15 protein-coding genes are annotated in these 14,668 nt (G+C 66.4%); all 15 read right to left on the bottom strand.

What is annotated here, in order from left to right; translation table 11 throughout:
• Positions 1-7: 7 nt before the first annotated feature.
• Positions 8-226 carry a hypothetical protein gene (locus OG555_RS37035; protein ID WP_329484949.1) on the bottom strand — a complete coding sequence of 73 codons (219 nt, stop codon included), beginning with the start codon at positions 224-226 and terminating at the stop codon, positions 8-10.
• A 20-nt stretch (positions 227-246) separates the two neighbouring features.
• Positions 247-2,298: a hypothetical protein gene (locus OG555_RS37030; protein WP_329477784.1), complete on the bottom strand. Its 2,052-nt coding sequence runs from the start codon at positions 2,296-2,298 to the stop codon at positions 247-249.
• A 22-nt stretch (positions 2,299-2,320) separates the two neighbouring features.
• Positions 2,321-3,052 (bottom strand): phage tail protein, encoded by a 732-nt coding sequence (locus tag OG555_RS37025; protein WP_329477782.1) that lies wholly within the window; start codon positions 3,050-3,052, stop codon positions 2,321-2,323.
• Positions 3,049-4,299: a hypothetical protein gene (locus OG555_RS37020; RefSeq protein WP_329477780.1), complete on the bottom strand. Its 1,251-nt coding sequence runs from the start codon at positions 4,297-4,299 to the stop codon at positions 3,049-3,051. The genes OG555_RS37025 and OG555_RS37020 overlap by 4 nt, the downstream gene beginning before the upstream one ends.
• Positions 4,296-7,748 carry a putative baseplate assembly protein gene (locus OG555_RS37015; protein WP_329477778.1) on the bottom strand — a complete coding sequence of 1,151 codons (3,453 nt, stop codon included), beginning with the start codon at positions 7,746-7,748 and terminating at the stop codon, positions 4,296-4,298. Before OG555_RS37015 ends, OG555_RS37020 begins: the two co-directional genes overlap by 4 nt.
• Positions 7,745-8,143, bottom strand: coding sequence for a GPW/gp25 family protein (locus OG555_RS37010; protein WP_329477776.1), 399 nt, complete (start codon positions 8,141-8,143; stop codon positions 7,745-7,747). Before OG555_RS37010 ends, OG555_RS37015 begins: the two co-directional genes overlap by 4 nt.
• Entirely contained in the window at positions 8,140-8,538 is a 399-nt protein-coding gene (locus OG555_RS37005; RefSeq protein ID WP_329477774.1) for a PAAR domain-containing protein, read from the bottom strand. Before OG555_RS37005 ends, OG555_RS37010 begins: the two co-directional genes overlap by 4 nt.
• A 9-nt stretch (positions 8,539-8,547) precedes the next feature.
• Entirely contained in the window at positions 8,548-9,189 is a 642-nt protein-coding gene (locus tag OG555_RS37000; RefSeq protein WP_329477772.1) for a phage baseplate assembly protein V, read from the bottom strand.
• Positions 9,186-10,277 carry a phage late control D family protein gene (locus OG555_RS36995; protein WP_329477770.1) on the bottom strand — a complete coding sequence of 364 codons (1,092 nt, stop codon included), beginning with the start codon at positions 10,275-10,277 and terminating at the stop codon, positions 9,186-9,188. The genes OG555_RS37000 and OG555_RS36995 overlap by 4 nt, the downstream gene beginning before the upstream one ends.
• A 1-nt stretch (position 10,278) precedes the next feature.
• Complete coding sequence (locus OG555_RS36990; RefSeq protein WP_329477768.1) at positions 10,279-10,929, bottom strand: CIS tube protein; 651 nt, start codon at positions 10,927-10,929, stop codon at positions 10,279-10,281.
• A 1,228-nt stretch (positions 10,930-12,157) separates the two neighbouring features.
• Positions 12,158-12,619 carry a phage tail protein gene (locus OG555_RS36985; RefSeq protein WP_329477766.1) on the bottom strand — a complete coding sequence of 154 codons (462 nt, stop codon included), beginning with the start codon at positions 12,617-12,619 and terminating at the stop codon, positions 12,158-12,160.
• Positions 12,610-12,795: a DUF6760 family protein gene (locus OG555_RS43015; protein ID WP_442914461.1), complete on the bottom strand. Its 186-nt coding sequence runs from the start codon at positions 12,793-12,795 to the stop codon at positions 12,610-12,612. The genes OG555_RS36985 and OG555_RS43015 overlap by 10 nt, the downstream gene beginning before the upstream one ends.
• On the bottom strand, positions 12,792-13,154 hold the full coding sequence (locus OG555_RS36980) for a hypothetical protein (protein ID WP_329477763.1): 363 nt from the start codon (positions 13,152-13,154) through the stop codon (positions 12,792-12,794). The genes OG555_RS43015 and OG555_RS36980 overlap by 4 nt, the downstream gene beginning before the upstream one ends.
• Positions 13,154-13,588 (bottom strand): phage tail protein, encoded by a 435-nt coding sequence (locus OG555_RS36975; protein ID WP_329477761.1) that lies wholly within the window; start codon positions 13,586-13,588, stop codon positions 13,154-13,156. Before OG555_RS36975 ends, OG555_RS36980 begins: the two co-directional genes overlap by 1 nt.
• 17 nt (positions 13,589-13,605) lie before the next feature.
• The gene (locus OG555_RS36970) at positions 13,606-14,376 is read right to left on the bottom strand and encodes a phage tail sheath family protein (RefSeq protein WP_329477759.1); all 771 of its coding nucleotides are present in this window, start codon (positions 14,374-14,376) and stop codon (positions 13,606-13,608) included.
• Positions 14,377-14,668 lie beyond the last annotated feature (292 nt).

Genomic DNA, 14,668 nt, shown 5'->3' with positions numbered 1-14,668 from the left:
TACGCAATCAACCGTTGCTCATCATGGCTGTGTCGCCGTTGGTCGACTGCTCTGGCGCGCGTGGCCGTTCGCCTTCCAACTCTTCAAGCACCTGGATCGCACCGCTGATACGGAGCAGCGTCTCGGTCACCTGTGCACGCTGTGCCTCGATCTCAGCCAACCGGTGCTGGCCGGTCTCGAACTCCCTGCGTAGGGCCGTCAATCGCTCCTGAACCTTGTTGTCCATCACATCTCCCTCTGTGGCCGTCATTGCAGCAGCACCATCACTGGAATCTTCGCCTTACCCTTCGGAACCGCAGCGAGCGACTTGGCGACGATGGCGCCAATGGCTCGTTCCGGCTCGAGAACCTTCTGGGCATGCCCGCGAGTAGGGCTGGTCGTCAGCAGGTCGCCCACCTCGATCGGTGCGATGTCAGCGTCCACATTGCAATGGCTGAAGGCGCCCAGAGTCACCATCTCACCGATCTGACCCGGCTTGACCTCTGCATGGCCCATCTCCTCGGCCTCTGTGTCTGAGTAACGGCGCGCCTCGAGGTCGAGGAGGTTCTTCTTCCCGCGGCGCGAGCGCGCTGCCTTCTTTCCGTCCTTCGACATCATGTCGCCACGCAGCTGTGACACGATCCCGCACACGCGGGTGTCGTACGGCTGGTCGGCAGGGTCGACCTCAGGGAGCGGGATGTTGTCGCGCATTCCCCACTTGAGCTGGGTTTGCTTCAGGGCCAGAACGACGACGTCCCCTTCATTGAGTGACTCGCCGGTGTTGTTGACGAACTGGTCGGTGACGTAGCCGCCCTTACCGCCGAGTGCGGTGATGCTGTGTGCGGACCAGATCGAGCCCTCTGCCTCGATGTCCCAGGTACGGAGCCCGCCACCCCAGCCTGGCTGGTGTGGCGTGGCTGGCCAACCAGCGGTGCCGAGAGTTCCGGCGATGACCGTGTCACCAGAAGGATTGACGCTGAGACGATCACCAGTCCCGCTGGCCCACAGTCGCGCTACGGTCGCGGACGAATAGAGCACCCAGCGTGTGCCGGCCGCTCCATCGAAGATCTGCGCCTCCGGTGTTTCGCGGTTCCCGAAGGACCAGCCGCCACCACCAGCTCCGGCCACGTGCACCTCGCCGGTGTTGAACGTGGGGTTGCGCCCGGCGTTCGCGGCGAGGCTGCCGGTGTAGAGCGTTCCTGCGACGCTGAGGTCGCTCAGGACCCGCGTCCTCCCGGCGATGGTCAGCTGTCCGTCGGCGTCGTTGATCAGGCGGACGTTGAAGTCCTGACTCTTGCCGTTGAAGTGGAAGTCGATATAGGGGGTGCCCGTGCCCGCTACGGTGTTGTTGCCGCCGAGCTCGACGCTTCCGCCTTGGTCGCCGCTCAGCTGTGACCCCGCGCCCCAGCTGAGACTGCGGGCGGTGAGGTCACCGGTGACGCGCAGGTTGCCGACGGGTGCCCCCGTGATGGTCAGCTGATGGTCGGCGTCGTTGATGAGACGGACGTTGTAGTCCTCCTTCTTGCCGGTGAAGTGGAAGTCGACGAAAGGCGTCCCGGAGCCTGCGACGTTGTTGTTTCCGCCGAGCTCGATGCTCCCGCCCTGCTCGGTTGTCAGCTGCGAGCCCGTTCCCCAGCCGAGCGTGCTGGCTGTCAGGCCCCCGGCGACGCTGGCATTACCTCCGACGTCCAGCGACTCCGAGATATGCAGGCTTCCATCGAGCAGGGCGCGGTTGACCGCTTCGAGGCGCATCTGGACCCAGCCGGTCGAGACGATCGTCGGATCGCGGAAGCTGAGCCCGAGCACGTCGAGGCTGCCACCGGCCGTACCGGCAGGCCGTCGAACGGACGTGTCGACAGCAGTCACCTCGGTTCCCGTCCGGCTCACCACCGCGAGCACAATCTGTTGGCTCGCGTCACCCGGGGCGTTCAAGAGCGACGCGAACTTCGGTTGCTCGGTCGTGCGGGTGTCACCGGATGCGCCGGTCTCGGCGCTCTCGTCGGTGTCCTGTTCGGCATAGGAGACCGTGACGTAGACTTTTTGGTCGGCGGCGAAGCTCACGAGCTCGACCAGTTGGTCCGCCGGCACGACGATCTCGCGACCGAGGCCGTCGATCGCGACGCCCGATCCGACGGTGACCGCGGTGGCGCCACCTTGGAATGTCACCTCGAGGCCGGCTGCGATACCCCAGCTGTGGAGCAGCTGGTTGTGCAGCCGTCGCATCGTGACGTGATAGCTCTGCTCGTCGGTGAAGTCATTGGCGCGCAGGAACTGGTGATCGAAGTAGTGCAGCCGCTTGACAGTAGTGAGGTCGTCCATGGGCTCTAGCTCCTCGCCTTCCTTATCGTTCGCCATCGAGCAACGTGTCGACTCCGACGTGCGAGGTGACACCGATCTGGAGGACCGGCGTCACGATCTCGAGGTCGAAGTAGGTGTGGGCTGGTTTCTCCGCGTCGATGATCGACGTGAGGATCTGCCGCTGGGCCGCGATCTCAGCCGGCTCGGTAGTAGCGAGCCGCACGGTCAAGCGGAAGTAGTGCGGTGGTCCGCCGTCGATCGACGTGTCCTCCCCAATGGTCGAATGGACGCCGATCTGTAGCCGCGGGCCAGCATCGAGGACCGTGCAACCCAACGTCGTGTACAGGCTGACTAGCTTCTCGAGACCGGCCTTCGTCCCACGGATCCGATACAGCGGGACGGCATTCGCGATCAGAAGGCGCTGGCGTTCGGGCGGAACATCGGCGCGCAGGGAGAGGGCGACCCACCCGGAGAGCCAGTCGAGGAACTCGTCCGGCGTGCGGAACCCGTCCGGCGACCCTGGCCCAGGTTCGAAGGTTCGCTCGATCCCGCCCAACGCACCCTGGATGCCCTCGAACTGCTCCTCCAGGCCGGGTGCCGCCGGATCGCCCGTCCCGGTGAGTATTGCCTCGAAGCCTTTGAGGAAGTGGCCGAGCCAGTTCGTGCTGTCGCGCGTCGCATCCTGCTGGTAGATGGCCGGCAGGTAGCTGAGGTACTGGCTGCCCTTTGCGGCCGGTGGGTGTGGTGTCTGCGTGTTCACTGTCGGGTCGATCACGGCTCACCTACCACGACGTCGGTCTGCAGGTCGATGAGCTGGTTCTCGTCGACGTAGACCGTGATCACGCCACGCTCGTCCGTTGTCACCCGTGCCGGATCTCCCTCGAAGTAGACGCTAGTGACCTTGGCGACGCCGGCCAGTCGCGCGCGCAGGCTCGCGAGCACGCGGTCTGAGCCGATGGTCCAAGGCCCATCGCCTGTCGGGCCGTTGTGCAACGGGTGGAACAGAATTCGCAGCCCGTCCTTGACAGCGCGGCGAACGACGGTGGGCATCACGCCGTCAACTGGTGTCACACCGATGACGGCACGCACGGCAAGGAACGACCTGGCGACGACGACAGCGTCCGGTGAGATGGTTGCCTGGGGCAAGTGGTGGGGAGCCAGCTGTAGGCCGATCTGGTCGCCCTGGTTGTCCCAGAGCTGCTCGGCCCGGACACACCGGTATGCGTGGGGGAGGCAGGCGCTGTCGAGCTGAATATCTACGGTGTAGTCAATGTGCGACAGACCCTGGAGCTCGGAGTACAGCTCCGAGACGTAAACGTCCCTGCCGAACGGCCAGCCGGTCCCGTCCCGCCCGCCGACGCGTGGGTCCAGGAACTGCGTCAGCGTGTTGACGATGGCGTCGCGTACGGCGGCATCCGGCACGTCTGCTCGTCGAGCAACCAGCACCTCGGCCGTAACGGGTGCCCATACCGGCTGCGCGATCACGTGCTGAACGGTCAGTAACCGGCGCGGCTCCAGGTACACACGTACCGTGTCGCGCATCGCGCCCTCGTCGGCGACGTCGTCGCCAGGCAGGACGATGACACTGACATATCCCGGCTGCCGCTGGAGACGACCTTGCTCGTCGCCGGCACCCAGATCACGCATCGGGAGCGCCAACGCTCGCACCGCCTCCGTCGTCGCGGCGAGAGCGAGCGCCTCGAAGTCGTCCGAGGTGACCGCGCGATAGCGGCTGCGCAAGCGGGTCAGGGTTGTGGCGATCTCTTCGTCCAGCGGGCCGGTCGGCGTCCAGTCCGGTCCGTTGAGAAGGCGTAAGAAGACCAGCCGGTGCCTGGCGGGAACCTGGTCGGCACGATAGATCAGCATCTCGGCGAGCCACGCGAAGAGCTCGAGCAACGTGATGCCTGGATCAGACGGGTTGTGGTCCGTCCACTCCGGTTTGTAGGTAGGGATCAGGGACCGCGCCTCCGCGAAGAGGTCGTCGAACCGGCGGTCGTCGAGGCTTGGCTGCGAGAGGGTCATCGTTGGCTGCTCTCGGTCGAGCCGTCCATCGCGATCACATGGTCGGCAGAGTAGGGGAGCAGCGCCGCAGGAACTGGCGCTGGTGTCGTCAGCGTTTGCGCCACCGCGAGCCCTTCGACATGATCGACGCCCGGGACACCCTCGATCAGCGAGAGCAGATCGGCGCGGTGTGGCGTCCGGCCGAAGGGCCAGCCGGCGCCGTCGTGCCCGCCCGAGAGAGGATGCAGATAGGCGTTGAGCGCGGCGCGAATCGCGCCCTGCACGTCGGTCGCGTCGTTGAGCGAGACAGGCACGACCTGGGCCGTCACCGCGATCTGCACCCAGCCGGGACCGGCCACCCAGAGGTCCACAACCGGTGGTAGGCGGCTCCTGACGTACTCCTCGACCCGTGCTAGCAGTTCGACACTGGGAACGGGGAGGCGCGCCGCGCTCGTCGGCACGACAACGACCCCGACCGTACCCGCGTCCGAAGCGGAGGTCGCGGGTACGCCGAGCACGCGCCCGACTCCCGGCGACGCTTCTCGGGCCAGATCCTCGACGTCGGCGATCGTGACAGCCCGGTTGCCGTGCCGGAGCTGCCGAGGACCCCGTTCGCGAACCGTGTCGAGCGCCTCGGCATCGGCACCGCCGTCGGCCGGCTCGAGGTTCGTCACCTTGTCGACGTAAGGAATCGCGGACTTCAGCTGGACGACAGAACCAGCCGGTCGGTTGCCGACCGCGCCACCGCCGGTCTCATAGAAGGTCGCGCGAATGCTCGATCGTCCTGGTGAGGGAATCATGCCGCGGAGGCCGTCGCCGAAGCAGACCTCGCCGGTGGTGTGGTCGAGCGTGTAGTGGCGACTGCGGGGACCAGAGCCGTAGAAGTCCACGACCTCGCTCCACGGCACCCAGACGTCTCCCTGCGCACTCGAGACGGCCGGCATGGCGGCGGCAGCGTCCTCGCCCGCCACGGTGAAGGCGATCGCCAACTCAGCGGCAGACAGCGGACCGGCCTCGCGGACGTCGATCCGCTGGCCCAGGAGTACCGGCGCGTGTGCCGTCGTGAATGTCTGACTCTCCTGGCCAGTGCTTGAGCCGAGGACCTCGTCAAGCACTGTCCTTACATTCCGCGCCCACACGGTGTTCGTGAGGATGCGCGACAGGCGTGGTAGCGCGACGTAGTCGCCACGTTCCCAGCGGGCTCGTAGCCAGTAGGCGCTACGGTCGAACTCGACCGAAGGAGACATGTCGGTCGGGGCGATGAACGTGAGCAGCCCACGAGTACGGAAACCGTGCGTCTCGTCCCTGGTCCCGAGCGGCTGCCAGCCATCAGGACCCCAGTACTCCCAGACGACCGTTGGTGGCTCGTCGGGCGCCAGTTGCCCCCCGTGGGAGTAGGTCACGTCGGGTACATCGAAGAAGAGGGTCGTTGTGTCGCCGGCGAACGGGCCATCGACGCCGAGGTAGAACGTCGGCCGATGATCGTCGGTGACGACGAACGGCATGAAGGACTCGCTTGGATATGCCACGCGAAAGTCGTTCAGTGTCGCGACGCCCTCCGGCTCATGGCGGTCCGCTCTGAAGTCGTAGTCGACCGTCAGGGACTTGATGGAGGGTGGGTCCCACGTCGCGTTGTACGGCGTAATGGTCGTCTGCCCCGTGGTGGTGTTGGTAGTCGAAGTGAAGCCGGCGTCCTTGCCGTAGTCGCCGGAGACGAGTCGCGCGCGTAACCAGTAGTGCTCTTGCCCGGCGACTGTGACCGGAGCAGGGGCATCTGGTGTGCGCAGCACGACCACACCCGATAGTCCACTGGTGAACGTCAGCGCTCCCGTCGTGTCCGACTCGGGTACGACGTGGTGCCAGGCGTGGTCGGCCCCGTCGAAGACCTCCCAGGCAAGCATCGGTGTGTCCGCTGCCGACACGGTCTTGGTGCCGGCGATCCGAAGGGTTACCTTCGCCCCGGGCATCGACAGCGCCTCGTCGGCCGCAAGGTAGAACGTGTCGTTGAAGCGAGGCTTGTCGCCGAACGGCCGGAAGTCCTTGGTCAGGTCGAGGGGCGTCGAGCCGAAGCCGGCCGCGTCTGGTCGTAGGCCGCGTCGGTCGATGCTGACTTCGACGCCGACGTTCTCGATGACGGGCAAGGGCCATGCGTAGTCGAGGGCCAGCCGAGTCAGGATCGGTGCGGCATAGGCCGGCGGAGAGCCGAAGTCGCCCCCCGAGATACCGATCTCCAACCAGTACTCCGACACACCGGCGACGTCGTACACGTGCCAGTCGGCAGGTGCCACGAAGGTGATGGTGCCGCTGCGGGTGAAGGCCTGGGTGCCGTCGACGAACTCGAACGGGTCCTGCGGGTCTGCGCCCGATGCGGGCGAGGAGGTCCCCAACGCGACGTGCTCGCTACCGTTCCAGTAGGCCCAAGTCAGCTCGAGCGACGCAGCGGGCGTCGGCGGCTGGGCATCGTTGAGCTCGACGTCGATGGCGACGGCAGCGCCGGCTTTGGAGAACGCCTGCTTGGAGGCGATCGAGAACTGTTGTCGCGGCACCACCTCGCCGAACGGAGCCATTGCGTGGGTCGGGTCCAGCGCTATCTCGTCTGCATAGGCGGCGTCCGGCGAGAGGCCGCCCTGCTGTACTTCGGTGGCCGGTGGCGTGTCACCACTGACGGTTTCTGCCGTTGGGAGCGGTGTCGCGAGCTGTGCCCGCAGCCACGGGGCCTCCATGCCGCCCACGGAGGTGGGGACAACGGCAGGGATTGCCGCAAAGCTCAGCTGCCAAGCGCCCACGCCGTCCACTCGATCGAGCGTCGGCTGGACCTCTTCCCATTCGACGCCGTCAAAGCGCGACCAGACGAGCCCGGATGGCCAGGAATGCGCTGCATCGGCCTGCTGGAGCCAGAGTGTGACGTCCTTCGGCTGCGGCAGCGCCAGGAGGTCGGTGGCGATGTAGAGCTCGTGCGGAATCGGCTGTGCACCCTCGAAAACTGTCATAGATGCTGCGCCCAGGGTGGTGACGCTCGTGGCGTCGAGGTAGAGATCACCCTCCGGCTCACGAACAAACGCGGCGAAGGGGACCGTCGCCGTCAGGACCAGCTCTGAGTCTGTCTCGTAGACCGGTGCGATCGTCTCGCCTTCGACAGGTACGGCCGCAACCTGCGTCCCCGCGCGCACCCTGGCGCGAGTCGCCCCTGGCGCAAGGTGGAACGTGACCGGCACCCTCGCTGGTTGGGGCAGCTGAGGAGTGACCCCGACGAGGCTGAGGAAGGCGAGCAGATTCTTGTCGGGTACGGCGTTCAGCCGGTCGACGACGATCTCGGCCAGGCGCGCGAAGATCTCGACCAGTCCTTCGCCCGGAACGCTGGGGTCTTCGCCTGCCGGCGGCTCGGCGAGGCCGAGCGCTCGACGGAGCGCGACCTTCGTGTCGTGGACGATGGCCGCATGGTCGCGCGGGTCGACGGGAGGCGCGGTCACGAGCCGGCCTGCTCGAGGTAGAACGGGTACACGAGGTTGAACACATTGTTCGTCGCGCGGACGCGGTACTCGATGCGAATCCCGAGCGTCGTGCCGAGGAAGCCGTCGGGTTCGACCGTGACGGCCAGCAGGTCGAGCCGTGGTTCCCACACCGTCAGGGCATGCCGCACTTCCTCGGCGACGAGACCCGCGGTCTGGGCTCCACCAACCGAGAAGACGAGGTCCTGCAGGCCGCAGCCGAAGTCCGGCCGCATGGCACGCTCACCGCGGCTCGTCCCGAGGATGATCCACACCGACTGACGGACGCTCTCCTCGTACTGCGCGAGCGCCACGTCTCCGTCCGCCCCCGGTCTGACGGGGAAGGCCCAGCCGACCCCGAGAAACTCCGTGCTCATCCGATCAGCACCGTCCCCGTGGCGACCACGACACCGACCGGCGCATCGGCTGGATCGTTGCACGTCTCCGCCGCATCCCCGGCACGAGCGGCTGCCTTGCCGCTGATCTTGACGGTCTGGCTGCCCTGCGTGATCTTGCCTTTGTTCTTGGGCGGGCTCTGGAACGAGGTGCCCGGCGGTGTCGGTAGGTGCTGTGGCGAGTTATCGGCCGTCGAGCCGACAGTCGCGGCTGCCTTCTGCTCGATCGTGACGTCGCTCGACAGGTCCCCGTTGAGCTGGCCCGCGAAGGGGTGCGGCAAGGGGGTCGGCACGAGCGCGGTCCCAGAGGGAACCATGACGATGTGCGTGTCGACCCCGGTGATCTGGTCGCCATCCTTGGCAGCCGGCGCTCCCATTCGTTCCTCCTAGTTGATCTCGACCGTCGAACCCTTGAGGACGGCCTTGCCGCTGGCTTCGAGGTTCATCCCACTGCTTGCCTTGAGCTTGATGTCCGCCTCTGACGTGAGCTCGATCCCCTTCCCGGAGAGAGAGACCTTGCCGTTCGCCGAGGTGATGGAGATGTCGGACGACGCGGAAATGGTCAGCTTGTTGTCCTTGCTGGAGATGACGACTGAGTTGTCTCCGGTCTTGTCGACGATCTCGATGGTCTCCTCGCCGTCCTTGTCGTTCAGCGTGATCGTGTGTCCGCTGCGTGACCTGATAACGCGCTTGTCGTTCTTGCCGTCGTCGTTGGTCAGGAACGGCGGCGTCGAGCCGTTCCAGAGAGCGCCGATGACATAGGGAAAGCGTGGGTCGCCGTGCTCGAACAGGACCAGGACCTCGTCATCGACCTCCGGCAGGAAGAAGACCCCCCGGTCCTTGCCGGCCATGGGCGAGGCGACCCGAGCCCACCAGCTCTCATCGGTGTCGGAGAGCCACGGGAACCTCACCTTGACGCGCCCGAGCTTGTCAGGGTCCTTGTTGTTGGTCACGACGCCCGCGACGACACCGAGGATCCGGCCATTCCGGGCCGGGGATGCGTTGATGAGGTCGATGAGCTCGCTCATCCGACTGCCCCCCTGCGAACCGAGAAGATGGTCTCGTAGCCCGAACTGTCGAGGCGGTGCGTCGACCGCGTGACCAGATAGGAGCCGCTGAAGCGGGGACCGATCCCGGCCAGCTCCACGACCTGCCCGGTGCGGATCTTCGGCGTCCCGACACACGCGCCGCGACCGGTGACGAGGTTCGACACCCGCTCGTTGAAGAGCGCCTTCGCTATCTCATCAGCCTCCGCCTGTGAGGCGACGGGAATGTCGACGACAGTCGCGTCGTGCGCAGTCGAGAATGCGTTGTTCGCGACCGCCGCGCCCGAGGTGCCGCTCGTGTCGTCGGCATCGGCGTCCGTCGCCGTGCCGGTGATGGGGTCGCGGGTCGACGGGTCCTGCCCGCGAATCGTGACGCTTGTCGCTGGTGCGAGCGCATCGAGGACCGGTTCGAACCTGCTCAACGGCAGCGTGTCGTGGTCCGGGTCGAAGCCGCGCTGCGGATCTCCCCACACCAGCGTGAACGACTTCGCCTTCCCATCGGCGGGTTTGCGGAAGATGAGCGTCGTTCCCTGGACGAGGAGCTCGTAGCGAATCCGGCGCGCCCGGTCGAGCAGGAAGTCGAGATCGCTGAGGTTGGCCTGGATCACGTACGGGTGCTTCGTGTCAGTCGCATCGGTCTGGGGTTGGAGCCCTGCCTCGTTGGCGATCCGGCTCGCTATGTCGCTGTCCGTCACGTCCACGAACGTGCGCGTCTTGGTGGCGCCGCGCAGCCAGTGCAGGCGGCTATGGCCATCGATGGTGACCGTCGGGGTGTCATGATCCGGGAACGTTGGTCGCACCCGCGTCACCTGTCCGTCGAACACGCTCTCCAGCGCGTCGCGATAGCCGAGTTTCACCGTCACGGAGTTTCCTTCCTGGAACAGGTCGGCCTGGTCGCCATGCGTGAACGGGAGGTCAGGGAACTCGTTGGCGACGGACAGGGTGAAGTGGTCGAGACTGTCCAGCTCGTGAGTGACGATGACGGACGTGACAGCATTCGCAACCGCGGGGGTGAGCATGACGCCGTTGACGGCAACGCCGAACGCGGGCGCGAGGAAGTCGACGGGCATGTCAGGCCACCCCACCTTGCGTCGGTAGCGGTGGGATCACGATTCGTCGCCCCGGTTGGAGGATCCGTGGGTTCACGATCTCGTTCACGTCGGCAATCGGCCGCCACTCGGCCGGGTCGCCGTACTCCGCGGCGGCGATCGAGCTGAGCGTGTCGCCGACGCCGATCACGTACGTCTTCGTGTGGTCGGCCGACTGGGTCGGTGACCCTTTCGGCGCGTCCTTCGGATCCACGTACTCCTTCAAGGCGACCGTCAGGGTCGCGCGGACGGGGACCCCGCTGTCCAGGAAGAGCGTGAATTTGCCGCTGACGCGTTCGACCAGGCAGCGGAAGCTCAGGCCACCCCATGCGAACTTCACGACCGGTGGCCGGTGCGTCGTCGGCTCCACCTCCAGCAGCTGGTAGATACGGTCGGTGTGCTGCCGGACGTCGCGGGAGCCGATACCTGACTCGTAGGTGTCGAAGAACAGCTCCATGGACATGGTGCGCGCGTTGCCCCGCGTGTACTGGAGGATCGGCGCGGCCTGTCCGACGACAGGCGTCTCCGCGAACTGGTTCGACGAGTCGAAGCCGTACTGCGTCGGGTTGAACAGCACTTGGATCGGCAGGGCGCCAGCCGGCGTCTCGGGCCGGATCTCTGCTTTCTCGACCACGGCTACCAGCCCCTCCTCGCTCGCTCGTCGCTCAGCCGGCTGACGATCAGGTCGTAGACGTCGTCGACAAATCGCGAGTCGGCCACAGGGGGACGACTCGACGCTTCGATGCTTGGCAGGTCCGGTCGGGCATGGCCCGCCGCATCCATGCCCGTCACGCCAGCGACGGCGGGCGACGGGTTGGAGGTCTCCAGGGGTCCGTCTGTCGGTGCTGCCAGGACGAGACCGACGCCGTCAGCGTTGATCGGAGGCGACACATGCGGAGCGACAACCGGCGACGCTGGACGGTTGGGAGGCGGGGAGCTGGACCCCTTCGGGGTCGGGGCGACGACCAGGGGCCGCTGAGCGTCGGTCGCAGCGACAACCGGCGACGCTGGACTGTTGGGAGGCGGGGAGCTGGACCCCTTCGGGGTCACGACCAGGGGCCGCTGAGCGTCGGTCGCAGCGACGATCGACGGGACGACCGGCTTCGGTGGGACGACTACGTCTGCCGGCCCGAGGCGCTGGGGCGCCGACGGCACCTGCACAACGGGTGCGGGCGGCACGTCGGACAGGGGCAAGGCTTGGGGGGCAGCCCTCGGCTGCAGGGTGGCGGCGGCTGACGGAAAGACCGGCAATTTCGGCGACATCGGCACGGTGGTGGCCGGAGGGGTCTGTGTCGGGGGCAGCGGCTCGCCGACCCGAGTCGACGGTGGGCTGGCCGACGTTCTCTCGTCGGACCGGGCTTGCGGGGCCGCCTGGACGCGCGAACCTACGTGGAGCGGTGATGTCGTCGGGCCACTGGTCTGTGGTGGAGTCGTTCCGGTCTTGCCGTTCCTTGCCTGGACGACAATCGGCTGTGCGGCAGTCGAGGCCACCACGGTCGACGGGGCCAGTTCGAAGGGAACGGTGCTGGCTGGTCGCGCCGACACCGGGCGCGCACGAACAGTCGGGATCGCGGCAGTTGCTGTGTCAGGCTCGGGGCCGACGAGATCGGTTCGGCCACGGCCAAAGTCTGTCGCCTCGTGCTGCCCAGTGACGACGATCGGCCGTTGCAGCAACGGCTCGGTCCAGCCCGACGGCAACTGCGACGATCGTGCGGACCTCTGCGCCAGCTCGGTCGCTAGCGTATGGGTCGGCTTGCCACGCGCTGCCAGCGACTCGGACAGGTCGCGGCTGAACAGCGTTGGCCAACCCTCGAGCCGACGGGCGAGGTGCTGCGCGAGCGGAGGTCGCGACTCTTGTGCGGTCATCCAGCGGACCCCTTCACGAGTCCGCGGTGGACGAGCTCGACCGACTCGACGGCGACGGTCGCGGATGCTGCTCGCAGCTCAGGGCCGACCCATTTGACCGGGTAGGCGCCAGTGAAGTCCCATCTGTAGCTGCCGGTGCTGGCGGTGCTGGCCAGCTCGGCGGCGATGATCACGGACCCGTTGCGGCGGACCACTCTGCCGCGGCGAACGTCCTCGTGCCAACGCCAGAGGTTGTCGACGTCCGTCATTCCGCGCCTGAGAACGAGTCGAGGCCACGTCACAGGTCCTGGCAACTGGTGCTCGTACTCGTTCACCCCACCCTCCTTGTAGGCAAAGGGAGTCACCTCGGTACTGAGACCGCTCACCTCGGTGAAACCGGCGACGATCAGACCCTCGATCTCGACCACGAACCGGAAGCCGAGATAGGGGTCGAGACGCAGCACGTTGGTCAGCGCCATGTGTCACTCCTAGCCTCGGCAGCCTCGTTGAGCCTCTCGTTGATATGGGCAATCTCTGCGACCCAACGACGTCGCTCGATGTGATCCAGCGCCATCACCTCCTGGTGCGGCCAGTGGAAGTGATACGCCACGTAGGCCACCTCCTCGAAAACGCGTTCCGAGGGGTGGCCGATCATTCCCCCAGGCCGCTCATTTCCACCTCGAACTCCCCGGCGCAGTGCGGACACGTGACGGCCAGCCGGTTGTGACCGTTCTCGTTGATCGTCCGGTAGAGCCCCTCCAGGTAGGCGAAGTCGCCGGCGAAAAGCCCTTCGATGACTTTCGGGTTGACGTCCGGCAGATCTCCGAGCCGGGTGAGCACCCGCGACAGCAGGATGATCACGAGGTACCCGGGGTTCATCTGCACCCGCGGGTCCCTGAGCGGGAGCACCTCGTCCTCGGCGGTCGCAAGCCGCATCTGACCCTCGCGGTGGAGATTCCCCTCCGCGTCGACGTACCCGTGGGGCAGCTTGAACGGGAACTCGGTCTGCAGCATCAAGCCCTGACCAACCCTTCGTGCGCGATCTCGAGCGTCTCGATCGCCACCTCGTTGCCGGTCGCGTTGAACGACGGTCCGGTCCACTTCGTCGGCCACCCATCGTTGAAGTTCCAGCGCGCCTTCTCGGTACCCGTGTCGTCAAGCAGCACGATCGAGCCGTTCTTGCGTTGGACGGCACCGTCCATCACGGTCTTGCGCCAGTCCCACAGCGAGGTGTCGTCGGCAGTGCCCCACCGCAGGGTGATGTTCGCGTTCTTGGTGAGTCCGGGCAGCTTCCTGAAGCCCCTGCCGTCAGTGCCTTCGCGGTACTCGACCGGGTCGTTCGACGTGTCGAGGCCGGAGCACTCGCGGAAGCCGGCACGCGAGATGCCGTCGATCTCGACGATGAAGCTGTGCACGCGATAAGGATCTCTGCGATCTCCGGTTGCCATTGGGTCACTCCTTCTCACTAGATGGAATCGCTCGGGCCCACGACGGATACACCGCCTGCCTCGTAGACGATGTAGACGACGACGAACTCATTCGGTAGGCGAGGCGCGAGGCTGATCTCCGCCACGACCTGGCCAGGCTCCGCACCGGTGGCGTTCGTGGATGCGTCGCAGCGGACCACGAACGCCTGGTCCGGCGTTGCGCCCTTCAGCGCGCCGCGCTGGTACAGCTCCGTGCAGTGTGCCGTCAGCTCACGGCTGACCCGGCCCCAGAGCCGCGCGTCACTCGGCTCGAACGCGACGTCGGTCATGTTGGCCGCGATCCATCGCCGGAGCGTTAGCACAAGGCGCCTGACGTTGACGTAGGTCCAGGCTGTATCTGTCGACAGCGTGCGCGCTCCCCACACGCGGATACCGCGTCCGGGAAAGGCACGGAGACAGTTGACGCCGACGGGATTCAGATTCGACTGAATCTCGTCGGTGATCTCCATCTCGAGGTCGAGTGCTCCAGTCACGGCCATGTTCGCAGGTGCCTTGTGAACTCCGACATTTCGATCGGTCGTCGCATAGATCCCCGCCACGTGCCCGCAGGCGGGCACGAAGGCCGGGGGCGTGTCAGCGGCCTCCTGCATGAGGATCCACGGGTAGTAGAGCGTGGCATTCGACGATGTGAGGGCGCGGCGTTGTTCCAGCACGGCGAACTGGCCGGCGTTCGGGATCGAGTCGAGGATTGCGACGCGCGTTTCGACCAGCTCGCAGTGGTCGATCACGGCCCGCTGGATCGTCTGCACCCGAACCAGGTCAGGCTCGAGCGTCGGCAGCTCGCCAGGCCGACGGAGCCGACTTGCATCGGGTACGCCGACGAGGTCGACGTCCTCGAGTGTTGCGGAGGCGTCGAGTGCAGCCTGGACCGCGACAACCGGGTCGACTGCTTCGTCGAGCCGGACGACGTGACAGACCTCGCCTCCGTTCGCAAAGAAGCCTTGCACCGCGGCCGCAAGAGATCCGAGTTCAGGCGAGCCACTGAAGAGCTCGCTGAACTGGGGCCACCGGTCAAGCCGCTGAGGCATTCCGACAGGCCCC

This window comes from Kribbella sp. NBC_01484 (assembly GCF_036227145.1).
Taxonomy (GTDB): domain Bacteria; phylum Actinomycetota; class Actinomycetes; order Propionibacteriales; family Kribbellaceae; genus Kribbella.
This window is presented reverse-complemented; position numbering and strand designations above follow the sequence as displayed.